This window comes from Streptomyces sp. NPDC087310 (assembly GCF_044744405.1).
In the GTDB taxonomy this organism is placed as follows: Bacteria; Actinomycetota; Actinomycetes; order Streptomycetales; family Streptomycetaceae; genus Streptomyces.
The window spans coordinates 81,181-104,823 of sequence record NZ_JBIUYF010000001.1 but is presented as its reverse complement, the minus strand read 5'-3'; the positions used below and the strand labels follow the sequence as shown (position 1 = coordinate 104,823).

The following is a 23,643-nucleotide window of genomic DNA, read 5'->3' as shown; positions in this document are numbered from 1 at the left end:
CCGCCGCCCCCCCCCCCGGCCCCCCCCGCCGCCCCCCCCCCCCCCCCCCCCCCCCCGCCCGCCCCGCGGGGGGGGGCCCCCCCCGCCCGGCCGGGGGGCGCCACCTCCTCCGTGCGAGCAGGACGGCGGCCCGCCTCTCAGCCGCACGCGCTCGCGTTGAGGGTGAACGCGGTGGGCGCCGGGTTGGCTCCGGTGACGGCGGCCTGGAAGCCGAAACTCACCGTCCCGCCGGGCGCGATCGCCCGGTTCCAGCCCGCGTCCTTCGCCGTGACGGTGGCACCGCTCTGGCCGACGGTGGCGCTCCAGGCGCTGGTCACCCGCTGGCCGCCCGCGTACGTCCACCCCAGCGTCCAGCCGTCGACGGCGGTCGTGGACGTGTTCCTCACCGTCACCGTCGCGGTGAACCCGCTGGTCCAGGTGGAGTCGACCCGGTACGTCACCGCGCACCCCGCGCCCGGCTGCGGATCGCCGCCCCCGCCGCCTCCGGTGGACGGCTCGGCGGCGTAGGCAGCGAGCCAGACCAGCGGGGCGTTCCAGTTGACCGCCACCTCATTGGTGGAGTACGAGCCGATGTCGTCGATGTAGCAGGCCGCGGGCGCGCACCCGGGAAGCTGCTGCTCCGCGACCGGGTCCTGGAGCCCGGAGTTGGGGCCGCCCGCGAGCGAACCCGCCGGCGGGCGGGGGAGCGAGGCGTCCGCCTGGTGCGCCCAGAACCGGTGGTGCTGGTTCTGGGACGACCGAGTCCCGTACCCGGTGACGTACGACAGGTCGAGGGTGTTGCGGCCGAGCAGGTAGTCCAGCGTCTCGACCGCCCCGGCGCGGTAGCGCTGCTGCCCCGTCAGATCGTGGGCGACGGCCATCACCACCGCGTTGTTGGCCACCAGGCTGTTGGAGCCCCACACGTACGCGGTCGAGGGGATCGGCACCGCGTACCCCTGGCCCGCCATGAGGGACAGATAGCCGTCGGCGGCGGCGGTCACCGAGGCGCGGATCCGGGCCGTGTCGGACGCGGACAGACCGGTGGGAACGGTGGCCAGGGTGAGCCGGCCGAGCGCCGACGTGTCCGCCCAGCCGAACCCTGCCCCGGGGAAGGCGTTCGCGGAGGTGTGCCAGGACGAGCCGGTGACGGCGTCCCGGTACGCGGCCTCCCCGGTCGTCGCGTACAGCTCGGCGGCGGCCCAGTAGAACTCGTCGCTCACCGTCGCGTCACCGTAGGCGCCCCCGCCCGTCCCGTCCGAATCCGGCGCGATCATCGAAGGGTTGGCGCGGGCCGCCGTCCAGGCGCGCCGGGCCGAGTCCAGGCAGCGGGCCGCGAACGCCGCGTCGTACGGGGCGTAGACCCGGGCGCACTGGGCGGCGGTGGCCGCGAGGTTGAGGGTCGCTGCGGTCGAAGGCCGGTGCAGTTCGCGCTGCTGGTCGTCCTGCTCGGGCCGGGTGGGCAGCGCCGTCCAGGCCGCGTCATGGATCTTGTGGAACGCCATTCCGGCGAGCGGCCTGCCCTCGGGCACCTGCATCCGCAGCAGGAAGTCCAGCTCCCAGCGCGCCTCGTCGAGCACATCGGGGACGCTGTTGCCCCGTTCCGGGATCCTGAGGGTGGAGTCGCCCAGCGCCGCCGCCGTACCGGCCCGTCCGGCGCGCTCGTACGCGTTGACCATCAGCCAGGTGGTGATGCCCCCGTTGACCACGTACTTGCCCTGGTCGCCCGCGTCGTACCAGCCGCCCCGTACATCACGGCTGTAGTCGCAGACCCCGGCCTGGCAGGGCACGCTCGTGTCGCCCTTGTTCGGCGCGACCCCGAGATGCCCGGCGGGCCGCGCGTACGCCGCGCCCGCGAGCGACGCCTCGATGGCGATACCGCTGCGCTGCTGGTAGAAGAACGACATCGCGTCCGAGCGCAGGGCCTTGTAGAGCCCGGCGTCGATGGCGAAGGGGTGGCTGCTCCGCCCGTCGACGACCAGGGTGAAACCACTGCCCGTACCGGTGTACGAGGAGAAGTCGGCGAGCTGGGTGGCCTCGCGCGAGGCGGTGTCGGTGCCCCGGACGGTGGTGGTCCCGGAGGCGACGGCCGCGCCCGCCGCGTTCTTGAGCTGCCAAGTGAGCGGCGCGGCCGACGTGGTCACGACGGTGGCGCGCTTGGGACCGTCCGGCAGATAGCCGAGCTGGTTGGTACGCACCGGGGTGTCCGCCGCGGCGGACACGTCGGCCCCGGAGGCGCCGACGGCGGAGGTGGTCGCTGGCCCGGTGACCAGCAGCGCCGCCGAGAGCGCCGCGGCGGCGATCCAGGAGACGGTACGGCGTGGGCCGCGGAGCGGATACGTCGGAACGGGCATGGTGGGGGACCCCTTCGCAGGCGGCTCGAACAGGAAGTGGGAGCGCTCCCACCGGAGCGTCGCATGGACACGTCAAGCGGTCAATGTGTGCGGCGCGGAAAAGGGCCGGCGCACCGGCCGATGATGGCCGAACGGGTCGGGAATGACGGAACGAACCGTCAAGGGTGAGGCAATGACCGGGCGGACGGCGGCCGGACGTACGGTCATGACCTGGGACCGTACGCGGAGAGGAACGACATGTGCGGACAGCCGACAAGTGCGGACAGGGAAGAGAGGGAACCACCCCTCGTGATCACCGAAGCCGAGGACCGGGCGGCCCGAGGCGGCCCGCCCGGCGCCGACCGGCCCTTCCACGGGCGGACCACCCGCTCCACCGAGGGCCCTCGACCCCTCGGCCTCCTCGCGCGACCCACCCGACCCGGCAGGTGTGACCCATGACGATCGACCTCAACAGCGACCTCGGCGAAGGCTTCGGAGCCTGGCGCCTCGGCGATGACGACGCCCTCCTCACCCTCGTCACCAGCGCCAACGTCGCCTGCGGCTTCCACGCCGGCGACCCCACCGTGATGCGGGGCGCGTGCGAGGAGGCGGCCCGGCGCGGTGTCGCTATCGGCGCCCAGGTCGGCTACCGCGACCTCGCCGGGTTCGGCCGCCGCTTCATCGACGTCGACCCGCCGGAACTCGTCAACGACGTCGTCTACCAGATCGCCGCCCTCGACGGCTTCGCCCGCCTCGCCGGCACCCGCGTCACCTACGTCAAACCCCACGGCGCGCTCTACAACGCCATCGTCCACCACGAGACACAGGCCGCCGCCGTGGCCGAGGCCGTACGCCGCTACGACCCCTCCCTCGCCGCACTCGGCCTGCCCGGCAGCGCCTGGCTGCGCCACGCCGCCGACGCCGGACTGCCCTGCTTCCAGGAGGCGTTCGCCGACCGCGCGTACACCCCGAAGGGCACCCTGGTCTCCCGCCGCGAACCCGGCGCCGTGCTGCACGACCCCGACGTGATCGTGGCGCGCTCCCTGCGCATGGTCACCGAAGGGGTCGTGACCGCGGTCGACGGCACCGACGTCCCCGTGCGCGCCGACTCCCTGTGCGTCCACGGCGACACCCCGGGCGCGGTGGCGATCGCCCGCCGGCTCCGCGACGAACTCACCCGCACGGGCCACGGCCCCCGTCCCTTCACCACCCGATGACCCCGCCCGCCGGCCGCGCCGGTCCGGTCCTCAGGGCCATGGGCAGCGCGGCCCTCCTCGCCGAACTCGACGGACTCGACGCCGTGCTCGCGCTGCGCGCCGAGCTGGCGGACGACACCCCGCCCGGCGTACGGGAGCTGGTCGCCGCCGCGCGCACCCTGCTGATCACCTACGACCCCGCGGTCACCGGACACGACACGCTCGCCCGCGAGGTGACCCGCCGCGCCACGACACCCCGTGCGGTACGGCCCGGCCCGGCCGCCCACCACGACGAGCTGACCGTTCCCGTACGGTACGACGGCCCCGATCTCGACGAGGTCGCCCGACGGACCGGGCTGACCACGGACGAGGTGATCGCCCGTCACACCGCGCCCCGCTACACCGTGGCGTTCGCCGGGTTCGCGCCCGGCTTCGGCTATCTGACCGGCACCGACCCGCTGCTGGCGCTGCCCCGCCGCGCCGAGCCGCGCACCGAGGTCCCGACGGGCGCCGTCGCCGTGGCGGGCGGCTTCACCGGGGTCTACCCCCGCCCCTCACCCGGCGGCTGGCACCTCCTGGGCACCACCTCGCTCACCCTGTGGGACGAGCGGCGCGACCCGCCGGCGCTGCTCGTACCCGGCAGGGCCGTCCGGCTCCGGGCGGTCGGCCGATGAACCTACGCCACCTGGAGATCCTCGCCCCCGGCCCGCTGACCACCGTCCAGGACCTCGGCAGGCCCGGCTGGGCCCATCTCGGCGTCACGACGTCGGGCGCCGCCGACACCGGCTCCCTCACCCTCGCCAACCGGCTGCTCGGCAACCCGGGGGACTCCGCCGCGCTGGAGATCACCCTCGGCGGGCTGCGCGCCCGGATCCACTCCCGCGGCCCGGACGGGGCACCGGCCGTGCTCTACCTCGCCCTCACCGGAGCACCGTGCGCGGTCCGTCTCGACGGCGGATCCGCCGGGATGAACGCCCCGCTCGCCGTGACCGACGGCCAACTGCTCGAACTCGGCCCGCCCGCCTCCGGGCTGCGCACCTATCTCGCCGTACGGGGCGGGCTCGACGTGCCGCCCGTCCTCGGCTCCCGCTCGGCCGACCTGCTCTCCGGGCTCGGCCCGCCGCCCCTGACGGCGGGCGACACGGTGCCCGTCGCCCCGGCCACGGGCGCCATGCCCGGAGTCGATCTGGCGCCGTGCGCCGTCCCGCCACGGGAGTTCACCCTCCGGGTGGTGCCAGGACCACGGGACGACTGGTTCGACGAGGCGTCCCGCCGGGCCCTCTACCGGGAGCGCTGGGAGGCCACCAGCCGGAGCAACCGGGTGGGGGTGCGGCTCGACGGGCCCGCCCTCGTCCGTGCCGGGGACGACGAGCTCCCGGCCGAGGGCATGGTCCGCGGAGCCCTCCAAGTGCCCCCGAACGGACGGCCGATCCTCTTCCTCGCCGACCATCCGGTCACCGGCGGCTATCCGGTCATCGGGGTCGTCCACGCGGACGACCTGCCCCTCGCCGGACAGATGCCGCCGGGCGCCGCCGTACGCTTCCGCCGCTACGGGCCCCGCCGTTACCCGAGGTGACCGTGCGGGCCCGGCAACGGGTGGGCGGGCCCGGCAGCGGCGGGGCGGGCCGGTATGACCCGTCTCATATCCACACGTGGCACGGAAAGGGAACCCCGAGGGATGGTTTTCCGTTCATACATATGTGGGCATGGAGGGGACCGTGTCCCCGGGCCTCCCCCCGAGCGCCCGGGACTGCCGCGAGGCGGACCGCCCTCCGCGACCACAACGGAACGGCCCCGGCTGGAATCCCCCGTCCAGCCGGGGCCTTCTTCCTTCCCCGGTCCCTTCGGACCGACCGGTCCTACGCGTCGTCGCCGTCGCCCTCGTCTTCCTCGTCGCCCTCGAAGGCGTCACCGATCTCGTCGACGATCTCCGCGGCGACCATGCCGCCCACGACACCGACCGCCACGCCCGCCGCGACGCCGGCCACCACGGCTCCGGTGCTCGGACCCGAGCGGTGCCCACCGGCGTGGTGCTCGCCATGGCCGTGGTCCGCGTACCCGCCGTGGCCGCCGTACCCGCCGTTCCCCTGCGCCTCGTAGTGGCCGGCACGGGACGCGTGCGCGTCGAGGACCTGCCGGAGCCAGCCCTCGACCTCCGTGTTCCACGGCGTCCGCGCCACGTCGTGGTGCGCGACCGTGAACCGGTGGACGGTGTCGTGGCCGCCGGAGAAGAGCCCGCCACGCTTGTCGGCCTCGATGACGACCTCCATCCCGTCGGGCGCGGCGAGGAACGTCACCTCGATCTCGTTCACCGTGTGCGCGTACTGCGCGGGCGGCGTGAGTTCCAACTCCTGGTAGAAGGGCAGCCGCTGACCGGTGCCATTGATGTGCCCCAGCTCCAGATCGGCCGATTTGAATCCCCAGCCGAGCTGCCCGAGCGCCTCCAGGACCGCCTCCTGGACCGGCAGCGGCGCCACCCCGAGCTGGTCCAGGTCGCCCTTGTCGCGCGCCCCGGCCACCGCCAGTTCGGTCCGTACGCCCAGCACCACGCCCAGCGGCTGGCCGTGCAGTTCGGTCAGCGGTGTCTCCCACGGAAGGGCCAGGGAGAACGGCACGGCGTGCTCGGTCTCCTCGGCCAGCCGGAAGCCGCCGCCGACCACCGTACGGTCGAAGACGACGGTTCCCTCGCTCTCCCCCTCTTCGCCCTCCGCCTCCACACGGGCGACCAGGTCCAGCGTGATCTGCTCGATCTCCACGTCCGCCTTGCCGCCGCGCAGCAGCACCCGGCCGGTCAGGGGACCGCCGGGGACGGCGGTGGTGCTGTCCAGCACCGTGTCGACCGAGGGACCGCCGACACCGACGGCTCCGAGCAGTTTCTTGAACACCATCGTGGCGTCCACTCCTTCATATGCTTCTGTCGTTCCCTGCACTGATCCCCGCTGAGGACCGGCGGGGTGTGGGGCGCCACCAGAACTACCCCAGAAGGTAAAGCGATTCCCAAGGGGAGCCCCGAGGGTGACTGTTTTCAGCCATCCGGGCGCCGGGCGGCCCCTCGGACCCCACCGGGCCGCCGTATTCCCCGAAACACCATTCCGGTATTTCGTGGTTCCGTTCCCCGGCCGCCGTACCGGGGAATAGGGTTCGGGTATGACTCGCAATGAATCCGCGCCCCGTGTACCGCTGAAGAAACTGACCCCGGACGTCTCCGGTGCGATGGGCGCCCTGCACTCCGCCGCCGTCTCCGCGGCGCGTGACGCCAAGGTCGAGCCGGAAATCCTGGAACTGATCAGGATTCGCGCCTCGCAGATCAACGGCTGCGCCTTCTGTCTCGACATGCATACGAAGGACGCCCGTGCCCAGGGCGAGGCCGAGCACCGTATCTACGCGCTGAACGCCTGGCGTGAGACACCGTTCTTCAGCGAGCGGGAGCGCGCCGCCCTCGCGCTGACCGAGGCCGTGACCCTGGTCCACGACGGCCAGGTGCCGGACGCGGTCTACGCGGAGGCCGCCGCCGTGTTCGAGGAGGCACAGGTCGCCGCGTTGATCTGGGCGGCCACCGTCATCAACGCGTACAACCGCATCGCCATCGCCACCCGAATGACCCCGGGCGCCTACCAGCCGGTCCCCAGGAATTCCTGAACCAGGGATATCGCGCCGGGCCGTGGAATACGGCCCGGCGCGATATCCGCGTCCGCCGTCGAATCCGGAGCCGATTTCCCTGCCCCCGAACTCCGTTCACCCGCCGGACGCATTTCCCGAACGGGCGGCGGGAGTTACGGCCAGTCCACCGGAAGCGGCTCGGTGATTCCGGCCAGCCATTCCCGCCACTCCGGCGCGCGGGTCGCCGCCCCCGCCCGCATCGGCCGCCCCGTCCAGGCCGTCACCGGACGGATCCCGTGCAGCGCGTTCACCAGCCACACCTCACGGCCCTCCAGATCCGCCACCGTACGTTCACAGGCGACGAACGGAATCCGGGCCCGCCGGGCCCGTTCGCGGATGACCGCCGCGGTGACCCCCGCCAGCACCGGCAGCGTCGGGGAGGGCACACAGAGCGTCTCCTCCTCCCACCACATCACACTGGAGTACGCGGCCTCCAGCACCAGCCCCGAGGTGGACGTCAACAGCGCCTCGTCGGCGCCGTGGGCGGCCGCCCGGCGCCGTACCCCCGCCAGCGTGTCCAGGTCCGGGCCCTTGCGCCGGGGGAACGCCCGTGGATCGGGCTGGCCCTCCGCCCACACCCGTACCTCCGAGGTGAGCGGCGGAGCGGCCCGCAGCCGCAGCCTCAGCAGGGGAGTCCGCCCCGGCGGCGCCAGCTCCACGCGGGGGAACCACGCCCCCTCGCGCGGCAGCGCGGCCGTCATGTCCTGCCAGAAAGCCGCCAGTTGGCCGTGGGGCAGCTCGACGGTCTCGGCGCAGGCGCGCAGGAACCGTTCACGGTGCCGGGCGAGCGCGCGCACCCGCCCGTCCGCGACCAGCCACGAGTCCGCGGCCGGCAGCACGCCGCCGGCCCCGCCCGCGCCGCCGCCGGACCCCGGGGGCCCGCCGGACATCTCCGCCATGACGGTGAGGCCATGGCCCGGCTCCCAGCCCAGAACCCGCTCCGTGACCGCTTCCGCGCGATCGGTCGGTGTTGCCGCCATCCGGTCATACCTCCTGTCGTCCATCACACCCAGCCTGTCAGTACCTGCGGCCCGCGCCCAACGGCACCCCGTGCCGGGGACCGTACGGCGCGCGCTCCAGCCACTCGCCGCACCACGGCAGCACGGGGGAGAGCGCCGCCGCCGCGCGCTGCTTGACCCGTAGGGCCCGCCGCGGCCGGAGATGGTCCAGGGCCGCCCCCGCCGCGGCGCTGTTGAACAGCGCCGCCTCCCGCCGGGCCGCGGCGAACTCCTCGACGGGGCGCGCCGACCCGGTGGCGGTCCCGGCGACGACCGCGGCGGCAGCCGCCGCCGCGTCCGCGATACCGCTGTTCATACCCCGCGCGCCGAACGGCGGAAAGAGGTGCGCCGCCTCGCCGACGAAGAGCACCCGGCGGCGCGGATCGGTGAACTCGGCCGCCACCTTCCGCAGAAAGCGGTACGTCGACACCCACAGCACCCGCTCCGCGTAGCCGTCCCCCACCAGCCGGGGCAGCCATCCCCGTACCGCCTCCGTCGTCCCGTACGCCTCGGGCGTGTCGTCCTCCCGGCACTGGAGATCGATCTGGAACCCCCCGGTGAACGGCACCCGCATCACCGTGCGCCCGCCCGCCCCCGGATGCTCGTAGTGGAACACCCGCTCAAGGGGCAGCTCGGCCCCCGGAATGTCGGCGACATCCACCACCACGTGGAACCCCTCCGTACGGACCCCCTGCATCGGGATGTCGAGCTGCGCCCGCACCGTCGAGCGGGCGCCGTCGGCGGCTATCACATGGCCGCCCGACCAGTCCCTGCCGTCCCCGGTGGTGATGCCGACCCCGTTCCTCGACACCCGTACCTGCTCCACCCGCGCACCCCACTCGAACCGCACACCGGCCGCCTCGCACGCCGCGAGCAGGAACCTCTCCGTGTCCACCTGCCGCAGACTCGTGAACGGCGCGCCACCCGGGGCAGCCGCACCGGCCCCGTTCGGCGCGGGGGAGGGCTCGGGGAAGGTCCGCGCGAAGACCTCACGCCCCCGGTACAGGGTGCGCCTGGTGCGCCAGGTCCTGCCGTAAGCGACGATCTCGGCCGCCAGCCCCGGCCGCATCCGGTCCAGGAGCTGCAACGTCTCCCGGTGGACGAACAGGGCCCGGCTGCCCGGCCGTTCACGGCCCCGCGGATCCGCCTCCAGCACGGTGACCGGCAGGCCGCCCGCCCGCAGCGCGAGCGCCGCCGACAGGCCCACGGGTCCGGCGCCCACCACCATGACAGGCTTCATCTCAGCCCCCGAAGCGGACGGCGGGCAGCGCGCCCCGGTTCAGCATGGCGGTGATCTCCAACCGTTTGATTTTCCACGTCGAGGTCCTCGGCAGATCGTCGAACCGCCACTGGAGAGGCGCCGACATCACGGGCAGATCCGCGGTCGCCTCGCTCCACCGCCGCGCGTCGAGCGGCTCGTCACCCCGGACACACACCACCGGGACCGGCTCGCGCTCGCCGCCCGCCACGATCACGACCTCGCGCAGCTCCTCCAGCCGGGACATCAGGACGTCCTCCACCGCCAGATTGCTGTTCACCGCGTCGATCAGATCGACCTCGCGATCGGTCAGATAGAGCCCGCCCCAGCGGTCGAGATACCCCATGTCCCCCATCTGCCACCAGCCGTCCCGTAGTTGGCGATCGTAACTCTCCCGCGCGCCGAGATAGGTGAGGACAAGGCCCCGGGTGCGGGCCTCGATCCGGCCCGGGGTACCGGGGGCGGCCCGGCGCCCTTCGCGGTCCGCGATCCGTACCCGGGTGAACCCGGGGATCGCGGTCCCGACCCGTCTGCCGTCCGCCTTCGCCGCGCCGCGCCGCGAGTACCACCGGAACGCCACCGGGCCCGTCTCGCTCTGCCCGTAGAGCTGCACGAGCCAGGGCGCCCGCCGCCGGGAGGCGCTCAGCAGCCGCTGCACGGTACGGGGGTGGATGGCGTCGAAGGTGGACCCGTACGCACGCACCCCGGACAGCGGCGCCCCGGGCGCGTCGGCCAACTCCTCCCACAGCACGAAGGTGTTGGGGTGGGTCTCGACGATGCCCGGCCGGTGCCGGGCGAGCAGCGGCCCCACCGAGGCCGGATCGGGGTCGACGATCAGCAGCAGCGGGCTGCCGAAGTGCAGCAGCACACCGAGGAGATGGTAGAAGCGGGAGTGGACGAAGGACAGGTGCAGCGCCGCGCTCTCGCCCCGGGTGGGCCAGCCCATCGCCTTCTGCGGGACCAGCCGGTTCCACATGGTGTGCGCGCAGTGCACCGCCAGCTTCGGCACCCCCGTCGTGCCCGAGCTGTGGGTGATCAGCGAGGGTTCGCGCGGATGGAGCCGTACCGGCGCGTGCGGCGGAGCGCCGGCGTACGCGTCCAGCGGTACGGCGCCGTCCGCCCCGTCCGTGCCGCAGGCGGCCCGGTCGACGGTGAGCACCTGCCGGACCAGCCCGGTGACCCCGGGGGCGCGGGCACCCGGCGCTGCGCCGTCCGCCGCGGGTGTCCCGGCGTCGCGCAGCGAGCCCTCCAGTGTGGCCCGGTCGGTGATCAGCCAGGGCCGGTCCAGCCGCTCCAGCAGCTCACCGGCCACCCGGCCGTGCAGCCCCGGCGAGAGCAGCGCGGGCACGGCCCCGATCCGGGAGACGGCGCAGGCCAGCACCACGATGTCGGCGTTGTCCGACTTGTGGATGGCCACCCGCTCGGTCGGCCTGACACCCGCCGCCCAGAGCCGTGCCGAGATGTCGTCCACAAGGGCGGCCAGCTCCGGACAGCTCAGGTCGAGCCCCGCCCCGGGGCTCACATCCAGCGGCCGGTCCAGGGTGACCGGGAGCGCACCGTACCGGCGGGCTGCCTGGTGGAACATCAGCCCGAGGGAGAAACCGCGCTCGGGGAAGAGGGGATGTCGCACGGTGGCGGTCCTTCCTGAACGTCGAGAGGATCGAGGGGAGTTCACCAGGAACCCCGGCGCACGAGAGGGCGGCGGAGCTTGCCGGTGGGGGTGCGGGGCAGGGACTCCACGACCTGGACGGTCCTGGGCACCTTGAACGGTGCGAGACGCTCCCGGGCGAGCCCGACGATCCCCGCCTCCAGGGCCTCGGCGTCCTCGACCGGCGTGGCCGGGACGACGAACGCCCGCAGCCGGGTGGCGCCCTCCTCGTCGGTGAACGCCGCCACGGCGATCTCACGGACCGCCGGATGCGTCCGCAGCACACTCTCGATCTCCAGCGGCGACACGGTGATCCCGCCCACCATCTCCAGGTCGTCCGTCCTGCCGAGATGGTGGTACGTGCCGTCGGGAGCGCGCCGGGCCCGGTCCCGGGTGGCCAGCCAGCCGCCGGTCAGGGCGCGGGCGCTGTCCTCGGGCAGGTTGAGGTACCCGGTGGTCAACGTCGGCCCCTTCACCCACAGTTCGCCCTCCTCGCCGTCCGGTACCGGCCTCCCGTCGCCGTCCCGGAGCTGCACCTCGTAACCCGGCACCGGACGGCCCACGGTGCCCGGTGTGTTGTGGGAGAGGCTGTTGGCGCAGAACGCGTGACCGACCTCGGTCGAGCCGATCTGCTCCAGAACGGGCACGCCGAGCAGTTCGGTGACCCGCTCCCCGAGCCCGGCGGGCATCCCCTCACCGGCCGACACCGCGGCGCGTACGGACGCGAAGCACGCCGCGTGCCCGTCCGCCCGGTCGGCGACCAGCGCCGCGTACGCCGACGGCACGGAGTACAGCAGGGTCACCCGGTGGCGTGCGACCAGTTCGTCCACGGCGGCGGGGGAGGGGCGCCGGCCGACCAGGACGGCGGAGGAGCCGGAGAAGAGCGGGAAGACGAACGCGTTGCCGAAGCCGTACGCGAAGAAGAGCTTGGAGACCGAGAGGGTGACGTCGTCGGGGCCGATCCGCAGCAGCCGCCTCCCGATGAACTCGAAGTACGCCTCCGGGTCCCCGTGATGGTGCACCACCCCCTTGGGGCGCCCGGTGGTCCCGGACGTGTACTGGACGTACAGCGGCGTGCCGGACCCGGCCGGCCGGGGATCCGCCGGGGCGGCCGTACAGGCGAGCGCCAGGAGCTGGTCGCCGAACAGCCGCTGCTCCGGCGGGAGGCGGTCCTCCAGACCGGGGCCGGTCACCCCGAGCGTGACCCCGGCGTCCTCGGCCATGAAGTCATGGTCGGCGCGCGGCAGTTCGGGGTTGACCAGGACCGCGGTCGCTCCGAGCCGCGCCAGGGCGAGGAAGGTGGTCACCCACGTGACGGAGTCGGGGAGCGCGAGCAGCACCCGGTCGCCCGGTGCGACCCCGCGGTCGGCCAGTACGGTGGCGGCGCGCGCCGCGAGGGCGTGCACCTCGCCGTGGGTCCAGACCCGGTGGTCCTGGTGGAACGCGGGCCGGTCGGTCCAGCCGTGCCGCTCCGCCAGGTCGGCGAGGTCGGCCGCCAGATTGCCGGGGCAGGTCCTGGCCGTGCCCGTACGCCCCCGGGCCGGGGCGGCCACGGCTGCGGGCTCCGGTGGGGCGGCGGGGGGACGCGGGGCGGACCGGGGCGTCAGGCGCAGGGTGGTGGGGGGCGTCATCGGACCGGCTCCTCTACGGGGACAGCGGCTACGGGGACAGTGGCGACCGGGACAGCGGGGTGCGGGGCGCGGGCCCGGACCGTGTGGTCCAGGTAGGCGCGCATGGGGGCGGCCGTCTTCAGCAGCATCTCGTCGTACTCGGCCGCGGGATCGGAGCCCAGGACGACGGCGCCGCCCGCCCCGAGCCGCATCCGGCCGCCGCTGAACACGGCCGTACGGATCACGATGTTGAGGTCCGCCGCGCCGTTGCAGCTCAGATAGCCGAGGGCGCCGGAGTACACACCGCGGGCCCGGGTCTCCAGCCGGTCGATGATCTCCAGTGTGCGCAGTTTCGGCGCCCCGGTCATCGAACCGCCGGGGAAGCAGGCGCGTACGCAGTCCAGGGCGTCCTTCTCCTCCCTGAGCCGTCCCCGAACGGTGGAGACCAACTGGTGCACGGTCGCGTACGTCTCGGTCGCCATCAGCCGGGGCACCTGTACCGTGCCCGTCCGGCAGACCCGGCCCAGGTCGTTGCGGAGCAGATCGACGATCATCAGGTTCTCGGACCTGGTCTTCTCGTCGGCGGCGAGCGAGTCCCGCAGCCGGGAGTCCTCCTCGGGGCCCTCGCCGCGCGGCGCGGTGCCCTTGATCGGCTGGGCCTCCACGGTGCCGTCCCGCCCGATCCGCAGGAACCGCTCGGGCGACGAGCACGCCACGTCGACCTCGCCGAACTTCAGATACGCCGCGTACGGGGCCGGGTTGTGGCGGCGCAGTACCCGGTAGTAGTCGTACGCGTCGGGCGGCGCCGGCAGGTCGGCGGCGTTGGTGAGACAGATCTCGTAACTCACTCCGTCCGCCAGCTCCCGTTGGCAGGACTCGATGTCGGCGAGATACGCCGTACGGTCGCGCTCCAGCCACGGTTCGGCGGCGCCGAGGTCGGCGGCGGCCGGACGCGGCGCCGCGGGCGTCTGGGCGGTGGGCACACAACTCAGCCGCGCCACGGCCGAGTCGAGCCATTCAGCGGCCTCCCGCGCCGCGCGGGGGGTGTGCTCGGCGAGGGCGACCGCGTACGTCGCGCCCTCCTGGTGGTCCACCACCACGATCCGGTCGGCGAACAGCCAGCAGGCGTCGGGGGTTTCGGCCCGGTGGCGGCCCGGGGACCCGCAGTCGGCCTTCATCTCGTACCCGAAGTAGCCGACATAGCCGGCCGTGAAGCCGAAGGGCAGCTCCGGGGCGTCCACCCTCCGCAGCGCCAACTGCCTTCCGAGGTAGTCGAAGACGCTGCCGGGCACGCGGCGGACGGCCCGTCCGGTCCGCTCGACCTCGCTCCGGCCCGCCTCGACGTCGTACCGTACGAACTCGGCGAGCGGGCCCGTACCGTCCCCGAAGAACGAGAAGCGGGACTGCCCCGCCTCGACGCGCGCGCTGTCCAGCCAGAACGCGCGGGGCGCGTCGGCGCACATCCGGGTGAACGCCGCCTCGGGGTCCACCGGCGTGTCGATCATCCTGCTGTGCAGTCGGTAGCGGCCCATCCCGGTGGTTAAGACCGGGCTCCGGCCGGTCCCCGAGGACGGCGCCCCCGTCCCCGCTCTCACCTTCGTCCGCGCCGGGGTGCGGGAGGCCGGTGCGGTCCTGCGCCCTCCGGTGCGCGAGCGGTCCGTACGCGACCAGGAGGCGGTGAGTTCCGCGAAGTTGGCGAGCATCCGGTGGCCGAACTCGGTGAGGATCGACTCGGGGTGGAACTGCACGCCCCACATCGGACGGGTACGGTGCCGCAGCCCCATCAGCACCCCGTCCTCGGCCCACGCGGTGGCCTCCAGGGTCGGCGGCAGCGGTTCCCGTACGGCCAGCGAGTGGTAGCGCACGGCGGTGAAGTTCTGCGGTATCCCGCGGAACAGCTCCCGGCCGTCGTGCCGGATGACCGAGAGATGGCCGTGCCGGGGGCGGGGCGCCGCCACCACCTGGGCCAACTCGCCCACCGCGATGCCCTGATGGCCGAGGCACACCCCGAGAACGGGGATCCCGGACCGGGCGAGCAGCGCCGTACCGATGCCGAAGTCGCGCGCCGTGCCGGGATGTCCCGGCCCCGGGGACACCACGACGTTGTCGAACGCCCGCAGATCCAGCTCCGCGCCGGCCGGCGCGTCGTTGAGCAGTACCACCGGCTCCTCGCCGTTCACCTCGGCGATGAGCTGGAACAGGTTGTACGTGTACGAGTCGTAATTGTCGATGAGCAGAGTCTTCACCCGGCCCACCTCCTTTTCGTCTTTCCGGGGCCGTGCGGTTCCGTGCCTCGTCCCGTGCCCGTTTCTCCGCGCGTTCCCCTTACGCGGCCCGGCGCTTGTGCCGTCCACGGAACGCCTGGAGAGGCGGATACAGCCATTTCTTGAGAAAGCGCTGAAGACGTGGCATCAGCACCCAGGTGACAATGGCCGTCACGCTCAGGCAGAGAATGAGTGTCCGTACGAGTGCGTTGAGACCGCCTAGGTAGGGAATCACCGTCAGGTTGAAGACGAGCACCGGCGGAAAGACGGCACCCATGTTCACGAACCACAACTTCCATTTCGGCGGCGGCCGGGGCGGCGACGGCTGCGCCACCTCCGCCGGGCCCTCGAACCAGGCTCTGAGACCTCGTATCCTCCGGTGCCCGGTCTCCCGGGCGAGCTGATCCCCGTACGACGCCAACTCGGTCCGAGCGGCGGACCCCTCCCAGGCCGCCGCGGAATACGCGGAGTCGAACCGGTGAATGACATGCCATTCCGAGCCGGCCTCACCGGGGGCGAGAACTCCGCCGCCCAGATAGCCGGGAACGCGGGCCGCGGCACCCAGCACGGCCATCGCCCATGAACGGAACTCGCTTTCGCGGCCCGGCGCGACCTGGTAGGCGGTCGTGACGGTGATCGGTTCGCTCTGCACTCCGGCCATGACCTCCTTTTCGGCATCACGGCGCCGTGATGCCTCGGCCGGTGATCCCATTTCATCGAGCCGGACGTCCTTGAATACGAAAGCACTGTGCCACGTGTTCAATCGGGTCCGGGGTAATCCTGTGAATCCTTGCCGGGGGTTCTTCACACCCTCCGGACAGGGGGTTCGCGCGGATGCCGCCCCGGGGCGGCCCCGCCGGCGCCCCGCGGGTGCCCGCCGCGCGCCCCGTCGGGGTGCCCGCCGCGCGCGCCGTGTCGCGTCGGCGTCCGAGGGGGCGGCCGCGCGAAGCGCCCATCACCGGCCAGTTGAAACGAAAATGCGACTTAGCTTAGGCTTGCCTAAGATTCTGTGATCTACGCTGTCCACGAAACCTGAGGAACACCCATGCCATCCTGGTTCACCCGCGCGCGTCGACAGACTCTCGCCGTCACGGCCACCGCCGCCGCGCTCGCACTCGTTCTGGGCGGCTGCTCGTCGGCCGAGAAGGAGGACTCCGGTGCTCCGGCCAAGAACGGCGCGAGCGACGGGGCGTTCCCGGTCACCATCAAGAGCGCGCTCGGATCGGCGAAGATCACCGAGCAGCCCGAGCGGGTCGTGACCCTGGGACAGGGGTCCGCGGAGACCGCCATCGCCCTCGGCCACACGCCCGTGGGCATCGAGAGCTACGAGTGGGGCAGCGACAAGTCCGGCTATCTGCCGTGGATCCACGACGCGGTGAAGAAGTCCGGCGACAAACTGCCGACCCAGTTCGCGGGCGGGGAGGACATCGACTTCGAGGCCATCACCGAACTCCAGCCCGATGTGATCCTCGCACCCTGGTCGGGCATCACCCAGGAGCAGTACGACATCCTCTCCGACATCGCCCCGACCGTGGCCTACCCCGAGCTGGCGTGGAGCACCAACTGGGACGAGCAGATCGAGATCATCTCCAAGGCGCTGGGACAGCCGGACGACGCGGAGAAGCTGACCTCGAAGATCAAGAAGCAGCTCGCGGACGCCGCCGCGACCCGGCCGAAGTACAAGGACGTCTCGTTCTCGTACATCTACACCTCCGGCCCGGGCACGCTCGGCGTCTTCCTCCCCGAGGAGCAGCGCGTCGAGATGGTCTCCTCCCTCGGTCTCACCGTCGACCCGGTGGTGAAGACGTTCAAGGAGACCAAGGGCACCGACTCGGCGCTCATCGGTCTGGAGAACGCGGAGAAGCTCTCCGACAGCGACCTCGTCTTCACCTTCTACTCCGACGCCAAGACCCGCAAGGAGATCGAGGCGCAGAAGCTGTACTCGGCGATCCCCGCCGTCAAGCGTGACTCCCTCGTCGCCAGCGACGACCCCTCCTTCGTCACGGCGTCGTCGATCATCAACCCGCTCACCGTTCCCTGGGTCATCGACCGCTACCTCCCGCTGATCGACAAGGCCGTCACCAAGCTCGACAAGTAAGGCGTACGGAAACCGGATGACCACCACCACCGCACCGGCCCGTACGGGCGGTCCCGGCACCTCGCGTGCCGGGACCGCCCGCCGGGTGTACGCCCTGCTCGTCGGGGTCGTCGTGCTTGTCCTCGCGGTGATCGCGAGCGTGATGTTCGGCAGCAGGACCACGTCGTTCGGGGATGTCATGGACGTCCTCGCGGGGACCGCCGATCCCTATGTCGCCACCGTTGTCGAGAGCCGCTACCCGAGGACGGCGCTCGGCGTGCTCGCGGGCCTCTGCCTCGCCGTCGCCGGAACACTGATGCAGGGGGTCACCCGTAACCCCCTCGCGGACCCGGGGCTGCTCGGGATCAACGCCGGCGCGGCGGCGAGCGTCGTCGCGGCGACGGCCTTCCTGGGCGCGACGGGCCGGACGGACACCATGTGGTGGGCGCTGCCCGGCGCTCTGCTGGCCGGGTTCCTGGTCCATGTCATCGGCTCCGCGGGCGCGAGCACCTCCCTGGTACGGCTGGTGCTGGCGGGAGCCGTGCTCTCCGCGGTGCTCATGGCGTTCATCCAGGCGGTGACCCTGAGCAGGCCGAAGGTCTTCGACAGCTACCGCTACTGGGTGGTCGGGGCGCTCGGCGGCCGGGACTTCGACGTGTTCTGGTCCGTGCTGCCGTTCGCCGCGACCGGTCTCGTCCTGGCCCTGCTGCTGGGACCCGGCCTCAACGCGCTCGCGCTCGGCGACGCCTCGGCCGCCTCCCTCGGCGCGAACCCGGCGCTCGTCCGCGCCGGCGGGCTGGTCGCCGCGACCCTGCTGAGCGCGGCGGCGACCGCCGCGGTCGGCCCCATCGCCTTCGTCGGCCTCGCGGTGCCGCACATCGTGCGCGCCGTCGTCGGCGTCGACTTCCGGATACAGATCGTGTTCTCGGCGATCGCCGGTCCCGCGCTGCTGCTCCTGGCGGACGTGCTGGGCCGGATCGTCCTGCGTCCGCAGGAGCTGATGGTCGGCGTGGTGACGGCGTTCGTCGGGGCGCCCGCGCTGCTGGTGGCCGTGCGCAGGATGAAGGGCAACACATGACGGGGAATCAGACCATGGTCCGCACCGCGGCGCCGCGCGGCTTTCTCACCCTCGGCCGCACGGTGGCGGTGCCGGTACGGCGCAGGTCCGTCGTCGTCGCCCTGGTCACGGTGGTCCTGACCGTGGCCGCCGCGATCGCGACCCTGTCCCTGGGGCGGCTCGGGATCGCGCTCGCGGATCTCCCGGCCGCCGTCACCGGCGGGGCCCGGGGTACGGACGTGTTCGTCCTGGAGCGGCTGCGCGGCCCGCGGCTGACCGTGGCGGTGGGCACGGGCGCGGCGCTCGGACTGTCGGGCGCCCTGTTCCAGTCCGTCACCCGCAACCCGCTGGGCAGCCCCGACGTGATCGGGCTGGGCGCAGGCGCCGGAGCGGGCGCCGCGATCGTGGCGCTCCTGCTGCCCGGCACCGTACCCGTACCGCTCGGCGCCCTCCTCGGTGCCGTGCTCGCGATGGCGCTCGTGTACGTCTCCACGGGCAGCGGATTCCGTAACCCCGGACGCCTGGTCGTCGCCGGGATCGGGGTGGCGGCGATCGCCACGGCGGTCACCCAGTACGTCGTCTACGCCGTGGAACGCGACAAGGCGGCCGTCCTGACCGCCTACATCAACGGCAGCCTGGCGGCCAGGGCCTGGGACCACGCGGCCACCATCTGGCTGGTCCTGCTCCTCGTGGCCCCCTGCACCGCGCTGATCGCGCGCCGTCTCGACATCGCGGAGATGGGCGACGAGATCGCCGGGGGGCTGGGCTCCGAGCCCAGGACCACGAAGACCCTGGCCGTCGTCCTGTCGATCGTCCTCTCCGCCGGTGCGGTCAGCGTCTCGGGCCCGATCGCCTTCATCGCCCTGACCGCCCCGCAGATCGCCAAACGCCTCACCCGCGGCTCGGGCCCCCACCTGATGCTCTCCACCCTGGTCGGCGCCCTGCTGCTGGTCCTCGCCGACCTCTGCGCGCAGCAACTGCCGCTCTTCGAGGACCTGCCGGTCGGCATCTACACGCTGGCCATCGGGGGCGCGTACCTCGGGTATCTGCTGATCCGCGAATGGCGCAAGGGAGTGCTGTAGGAGCGCGCCGCTACCAGTGCGACCGTGCCGCCACCCCCGCGAAGGGTGGCGGCACGGTCCAGCGCTCCCGCGGGCCACGTGCCTGCCATTTCGACAGGCGGAGGGTCAAAAGCGCAGAGAACCACCATACTCATCGGCGTGAACGAACATTTTCGATCGGTAGCAAACATAGCTCAGGCCGAAGACCTCGACGCCGGACTGCGGGACGCACCCCGGCGGGTACCGGTCCCCCCGGTGACCGACCGCGGAACCTGGGACGCGGTGGACGGGGCGACCCGCACGGCGCTCCTCGCCGAGGCCGAGAAGGAACTCGGCCGCCCCGCACCGGTGTTGCGCGCCTCCGACTGGGCCCGCGCCTTCCGCGACGGGGTGCGCACGGAGTACGAGGACCAGGCCCGCGCGCTGCGTCACCGCACCGCGCTGTTCGTCCTCGCGGCGGTACTGACCGGGGAGTCCGCACCCGCGCAGGCGCCGCCCGGCGCCGCCCCGTACCTCGACGCGGCGGCCGACGCGCTCATGGCGCTCGCCGAGGCGAGCACCTGGTGCTGGGCGCCGCACGACCGCTTCACCACGCGGCGCGGCGAGGTCGTACCGGATCCCGACGAGCCGTTCCTCGACCTCGGCGCCGCCGAGGTCGCCTCGCTGCTGGCCTGGGCCGATCACGTACTCGGCCCCCACCTCGACGAGCGGGTTCCCGGGCTGCGCCGCAGGCTGCGGCGCGAGGTCCGGCTGCGCGTCCTCGAACCCTTCCTGCGGATCAGGGACTGGCACTGGATCGGCCTCGACGGTGACGCCCACAACTGGAACCCGTGGGTGCACGGTTCGGTGCTGACGGCGGCTCTCCTGCTCTGCGACGACGAGGCGGAGCGCGCCGAGCTCGTACGGCTGGTCGCCGTCGGCCTCGACCGTTTCGTCGAGGTGCTGCCCGACGACGGAGGTGTGGACGAGGGCGTCGCCTACTGGTGGCTCGGCGCCTGCCGGCTGATGGAGGCGCTCGATCTGCTCGCCGCCGTCGGCGGGGCGCCGTGCGACGCGCGCGGCCTGCCGGTGCTCGCCGAACTCGTGCGCTACCCCTACCGCATGCACTTCGGCGGACCGTGGTACGTCAACGTCGGTGACGCGCCGGCCCGCCTCCCCGACGAGCAGCCCTGGCACGTCCTGTACCGCTGGGGCACCCGACTCGGCGACCCCGACGTCAGCGCCCACGCGCTGGCCCGCGGCGTGGCGCGAGGCGTCACCGCGCGCCACGAGGACGGCCTGGGCCGCGCGCTGTCCGGGCTCTCCGACCCCGCCTGGCGCGCCGCGACCGGCCGGGAACCCGCCGCGGGCGAGGACGGTGCCTGGCTGCCCAGGGACATCTGGCTGCCGCGGGTGCAGGTGCTCGTCGCCAGGGAGCGCGCCGGCACCACCGAAGGGCTCGCCCTCGCCGTCAAGGGCGGTCACAACGACGAACGCCACAACCACCTCGACGTCGGCTCCTACTGGGTCGCCCTGGACGGCGAGCCGGTGATCGTCGACATCGGGCAGCCGACGTACACGGCCGCCAGCTTCGGCCCCGACCGGTACGACGCCTGGCCGCTGCGCAGCGCCTGGCACAACGTGCCCGACCCCGGCGCCGGGCAACTGCCGGGTGCCGGGCACCGCGCCCGCGACGTACGGGCGGAGGTGGGGGACCGCGCCACCGAGTGGTACGCGGATCTCGCGCCCGCCTATCCCGAAGGTCTGCTCGGCGCGTCGCACCGTACCGTACGGCTGGTACGCGCCACCGCCGGTGAACCGGCGCACATCGTGGTCACCGACGCACCGGCCGCCGGACCCGAAGGACCCGGCGTGCTCGCGCTGCGGCACGTCATCGCCGGTGACGTACGGCTCCACGCGGGCCGGGCCGTGGTCGACACGGCGGGCGGCGGCACGCTCCAGCTCACCTGGGACCCCGCCCTGCTGACCGGCGCTCTCGAACACCAGCCGATCGCGGACCCCACCCTGCGCCGCTCCTGGGGCCACCGCCTGACCCGGCTCACCCTGACCGCCGACCTGTCCCGCGCCCCCGGCGAAGCACCGGCCCCGCCGCGGGTACGGATCGAACGGGCCCGCTGAGCCGGCGTACGGTCAGACGCCCGTCGCCGTCCTGACCGACGAGTTACGGAGGACCAGTTCCGGCAGGACGAGAACCCGCTGGGCCGGATGGCGCCGCCCTTCCCGCAGCCGGGACACCATCATCTCGACCGCCATCCGGCCGACGCGGGACTTGGGCGGGCGGATCGCGGTCATCGCCGGTTCCGCGAGGTGGGCCACCTCGTCGTCGTAACTGACCATCGCCATGTCCCCGGGGATGGTCAGGCCCTGTTCCGTCAGGTACTGGGCGACGGACATCGCGTCCGGATCACTGTGCACGATCAGGGCGGTGATCCGGGACGTCCGGGACCGGTCCAGGACGGACCTGATGATCTCCCGGTGGCCGGGGACGTCGAGGGCGACGCTCTCCCTGACCACGAACCCGTCCGGCAGGCCCAGCTCCGCGCACGCCTTGTGCCAACCCTGCGCGAGATGGGCCGAGGTCGGGCTGCCCTTCGACAGCACCAGTCCGATCCTGCGGTGGCCGTGCTCGTGGAGATGGCGCACGGCCATCTCCATGCCGAGCGCGTGATCGCTGCGTACCCACCCCAACTGGCGTGGCGTCGGGGTCCACCGCTGGATCTGCCGTTCGACGAGGATGGCGGGCACCGGAAGGTCGCCGATCCAGTCGATCATCTCGTCGAGCCCCTCGCCCTCCAGGTTCGGCGCGAGCAGCAGCCCCTGGACCTGCTGGGCGGCGATCAGCCGGCTGATCTGGCGGCGGTCCTCGGCCTGGTCGTAGCTCGATCCGCGCAACTGGATCTGTACGCCGAGCGCGACGGCCGCGCTCCGGGCGCCGCCCACGATCTGCGGCCAGTAGTAGTCCAGCGACGGCACGACCATGCCGATGGTGAACGGCGTCGACGCGGGGCGGGGGCGGCGCGCCGGGACCGCGTCGAGATCGGTCGGCAGGGTGGCGCCGCCGTGCACGCGGGTGAGCAGACCACGGGCGGCGAGCGCGGCGATGTCGCGCCGTACGGTCAGCTCGCTGACCGCCAGGTTCCGCGCCACGTCCCGGACCCGCAGGGAACCGTGCCGACGCAACTCGTCCATCAGCCGCTCCCTGCGCTGCAGGGCGAAGAGCCGCTCATCCGTCATCCGGTCACCTGTCCTCGTACCTGCTCGACGTACCTGCTCGACATACGTGTCAACGTTCCTGTTCGACTCTGAACGTTTCGCTTCGTTTGTGTGCGACCTCTAGTGAATCCGTACGCCACACCACTATCTCTATTCCCACGCGTTCGGCAAGGAACTGCCGGTACGGCAACGAACAGGGCGGCGCCGGCCACGGCCGGGCGCCCATGGGAAGGATTCGACACCCGATGCAGACGAAGCCCCAGGCGCTGGTCGTGATGGACAGGCAGAGCTTCGACGCGCACTTCGACGCAGCCCGACTCGAACGCTTGGCGAGTCTGGTGGAACTGGGCGATCCGGTGTGGACCGGCGACCTCGACTCCCCATCGGTACGGGCCCGGTTGACGGACGTCGAGGTGATGCTGACGTCCTGGGGCGCGCCCCGGCTGACCTCGGAGCGTCTCGCGGCGGCGCCGGCCCTCAAGGCGGTGCTGCACTGCGCGGGCAGTGTGCGCGGTCTGGTGGGGGACGAGGTGTGGCGCCGCGGGATCCGTGTGACCAGCGGGGCCGACGCCAACGCCACTCCGGTCGCCGAATACACGCTGGCGGCCATCATCTTCGCCGGCAAGAAGGCTCCTTTCCTCGCGGCCGACGAGCTGCGCGCCTACGAGGGCTGGGGAACGGTCACCGGCTACGGGGACCTGTCCAACTTCCGGAGAACCGTGGGGGTGGTGGGGTTCTCCCGGATCGGCCGCAAGGTCGTCGAGCTGCTGAAGGTCCTCGGCGACACCACCTGCCTGGTCGCGGACCCGTACGCGGATCCGGCCGAGGTCGACCGGGCGGGCGCGACCCTGGTCGACCTGGCGGACATGCTGCCGCGGGTCGACGTACTGACCCTGCACGCGCCCGAACTGCCCGAGACCCGCAACCTGATCGGCGCCGCGGAGCTGAGCATGCTGCCCGACAGCGCCACGGTGATCAACACCGCGCGCGGCAGCCTGATCGACTCCGACGCACTGGCCGCGGAGTGCGCGGCGGGCCGCCTCTTCGCCATCCTCGACGTCACCGAGCCCGAGCCGCTGCCTGCCGGCTCTCCGCTCCGGCGACTGGCCCGCGTCATGATTACCCCCCATGTGGCAGGTTCGCTCGGTTCGGAGATCGGACGTCTCACGGACCACGCGATGGACGAACTGGCCCGGTGGTCCGCCCGGCAGCCCCTGCGGGCGGAGATCACGGCGGAGAACTGGGCGCTCGGGCTGAGCGCCTGAGCGCCTCGGAACCCGCGCGGGCGCGTA

General features: G+C 72.9%; 18 protein-coding genes. 9 read left to right on the top strand and 9 right to left on the bottom strand.

What is annotated here, in order from left to right; translation table 11 throughout:
• Positions 1–137 precede the first annotated feature (137 nt).
• Entirely contained in the window at positions 138–2,330 is a 2,193-nt protein-coding gene (locus ACIO3P_RS00520; RefSeq protein ID WP_401849616.1) for a glycoside hydrolase family 9 protein, read from the bottom strand.
• Positions 2,331–2,764: 434 nt separating this feature from the next.
• Here ACIO3P_RS00520 and ACIO3P_RS00515 point away from each other — a divergent pair, with 434 nt between their 5' ends.
• From ACIO3P_RS00515 to ACIO3P_RS00505, 3 genes are read left to right on the top strand one after another with little or no spacing between them, the layout of a single operon-like run.
• Positions 2,765–3,526 carry a LamB/YcsF family protein gene (locus ACIO3P_RS00515; protein WP_401849615.1) on the top strand — a complete coding sequence of 254 codons (762 nt, stop codon included), beginning with the start codon at positions 2,765–2,767 and terminating at the stop codon, positions 3,524–3,526.
• Positions 3,523–4,179: an allophanate hydrolase subunit 1 gene (locus ACIO3P_RS00510; RefSeq protein WP_401849613.1), complete on the top strand. Its 657-nt coding sequence runs from the start codon at positions 3,523–3,525 to the stop codon at positions 4,177–4,179. The genes ACIO3P_RS00515 and ACIO3P_RS00510 overlap by 4 nt, the downstream gene beginning before the upstream one ends.
• Entirely contained in the window at positions 4,176–5,081 is a 906-nt protein-coding gene (locus ACIO3P_RS00505) for a biotin-dependent carboxyltransferase family protein (protein WP_329823971.1), read from the top strand. The genes ACIO3P_RS00510 and ACIO3P_RS00505 overlap by 4 nt, the downstream gene beginning before the upstream one ends.
• Positions 5,082–5,364: 283 nt before the next feature.
• Here ACIO3P_RS00505 and ACIO3P_RS00500 read toward each other — a convergent pair whose 3' ends face one another.
• Entirely contained in the window at positions 5,365–6,393 is a 1,029-nt protein-coding gene (locus tag ACIO3P_RS00500) for a sporulation protein (protein ID WP_401849611.1), read from the bottom strand.
• A 259-nt stretch (positions 6,394–6,652) separates the two neighbouring features.
• On the opposite strand from ACIO3P_RS00500, the gene ACIO3P_RS00495 reads away from it, so the two are divergent.
• Positions 6,653–7,144, top strand: a complete 492-nt coding sequence (locus tag ACIO3P_RS00495; protein ID WP_329823973.1) for a carboxymuconolactone decarboxylase family protein — start codon at positions 6,653–6,655, stop codon at positions 7,142–7,144.
• A 134-nt stretch (positions 7,145–7,278) separates the two neighbouring features.
• On the opposite strand, the gene ACIO3P_RS00490 is transcribed toward ACIO3P_RS00495, so the two are convergent.
• From ACIO3P_RS00490 to ACIO3P_RS00465, 6 genes are all read right to left on the bottom strand, one after another.
• Positions 7,279–8,145, bottom strand: coding sequence for an aminotransferase class IV (locus ACIO3P_RS00490; RefSeq protein WP_401849609.1), 867 nt, complete (start codon positions 8,143–8,145; stop codon positions 7,279–7,281).
• 37 nt (positions 8,146–8,182) lie between these two features.
• The gene (locus tag ACIO3P_RS00485; protein ID WP_401849608.1) at positions 8,183–9,403 is read right to left on the bottom strand and encodes an FAD-dependent monooxygenase; all 1,221 of its coding nucleotides are present in this window, start codon (positions 9,401–9,403) and stop codon (positions 8,183–8,185) included.
• 1 nt (position 9,404) lies between these two features.
• Positions 9,405–11,006 (bottom strand): class I adenylate-forming enzyme family protein, encoded by a 1,602-nt coding sequence (locus ACIO3P_RS00480; protein WP_401850176.1) that lies wholly within the window; start codon positions 11,004–11,006, stop codon positions 9,405–9,407.
• Between the two features lie 86 nt (positions 11,007–11,092).
• Positions 11,093–12,700, bottom strand: coding sequence for an AMP-binding protein (locus tag ACIO3P_RS00475; RefSeq protein ID WP_401849606.1), 1,608 nt, complete (start codon positions 12,698–12,700; stop codon positions 11,093–11,095).
• The gene (pabB, locus tag ACIO3P_RS00470; protein ID WP_401849605.1) at positions 12,697–14,925 is read right to left on the bottom strand and encodes an aminodeoxychorismate synthase component I; all 2,229 of its coding nucleotides are present in this window, start codon (positions 14,923–14,925) and stop codon (positions 12,697–12,699) included. Before pabB ends, ACIO3P_RS00475 begins: the two co-directional genes overlap by 4 nt.
• A 79-nt stretch (positions 14,926–15,004) precedes the next feature.
• Positions 15,005–15,604, bottom strand: coding sequence for an antibiotic biosynthesis monooxygenase (locus ACIO3P_RS00465; RefSeq protein WP_329823978.1), 600 nt, complete (start codon positions 15,602–15,604; stop codon positions 15,005–15,007).
• Positions 15,605–15,988: 384 nt separating this feature from the next.
• Between ACIO3P_RS00465 and ACIO3P_RS00460 the strand changes: the two genes are divergently transcribed.
• The 4 genes from ACIO3P_RS00460 to ACIO3P_RS00445 all read left to right on the top strand — a co-directional run bounded on the left by ACIO3P_RS00460 (position 15,989) and on the right by ACIO3P_RS00445 (position 21,256).
• Positions 15,989–17,041, top strand: a complete 1,053-nt coding sequence (locus ACIO3P_RS00460) for an iron-siderophore ABC transporter substrate-binding protein (RefSeq protein ID WP_329823979.1) — start codon at positions 15,989–15,991, stop codon at positions 17,039–17,041.
• A 16-nt stretch (positions 17,042–17,057) separates the two neighbouring features.
• Positions 17,058–18,098 (top strand): iron ABC transporter permease, encoded by a 1,041-nt coding sequence (locus tag ACIO3P_RS00455; RefSeq protein ID WP_329823980.1) that lies wholly within the window; start codon positions 17,058–17,060, stop codon positions 18,096–18,098.
• Positions 18,095–19,159, top strand: a complete 1,065-nt coding sequence (locus ACIO3P_RS00450) for an iron chelate uptake ABC transporter family permease subunit (RefSeq protein ID WP_329823981.1) — start codon at positions 18,095–18,097, stop codon at positions 19,157–19,159. Before ACIO3P_RS00455 ends, ACIO3P_RS00450 begins: the two co-directional genes overlap by 4 nt.
• Positions 19,160–19,393: 234 nt before the next feature.
• Positions 19,394–21,256 carry a heparinase II/III family protein gene (locus tag ACIO3P_RS00445; RefSeq protein WP_329823982.1) on the top strand — a complete coding sequence of 621 codons (1,863 nt, stop codon included), beginning with the start codon at positions 19,394–19,396 and terminating at the stop codon, positions 21,254–21,256.
• A gap of 12 nt (positions 21,257–21,268) precedes the next feature.
• Here the strand turns inward: ACIO3P_RS00445 and ACIO3P_RS00440 are convergent, their stop codons facing one another.
• A complete protein-coding gene (locus ACIO3P_RS00440) occupies positions 21,269–22,372 on the bottom strand; it encodes a substrate-binding domain-containing protein (protein WP_329823983.1) in 1,104 nt (367 codons plus the stop codon).
• 224 nt (positions 22,373–22,596) lie between these two features.
• Here ACIO3P_RS00440 and ACIO3P_RS00435 point away from each other — a divergent pair, with 224 nt between their 5' ends.
• Entirely contained in the window at positions 22,597–23,616 is a 1,020-nt protein-coding gene (locus ACIO3P_RS00435; protein ID WP_329823984.1) for a hydroxyacid dehydrogenase, read from the top strand.
• Positions 23,617–23,643: the final 27 nt, after the last annotated feature.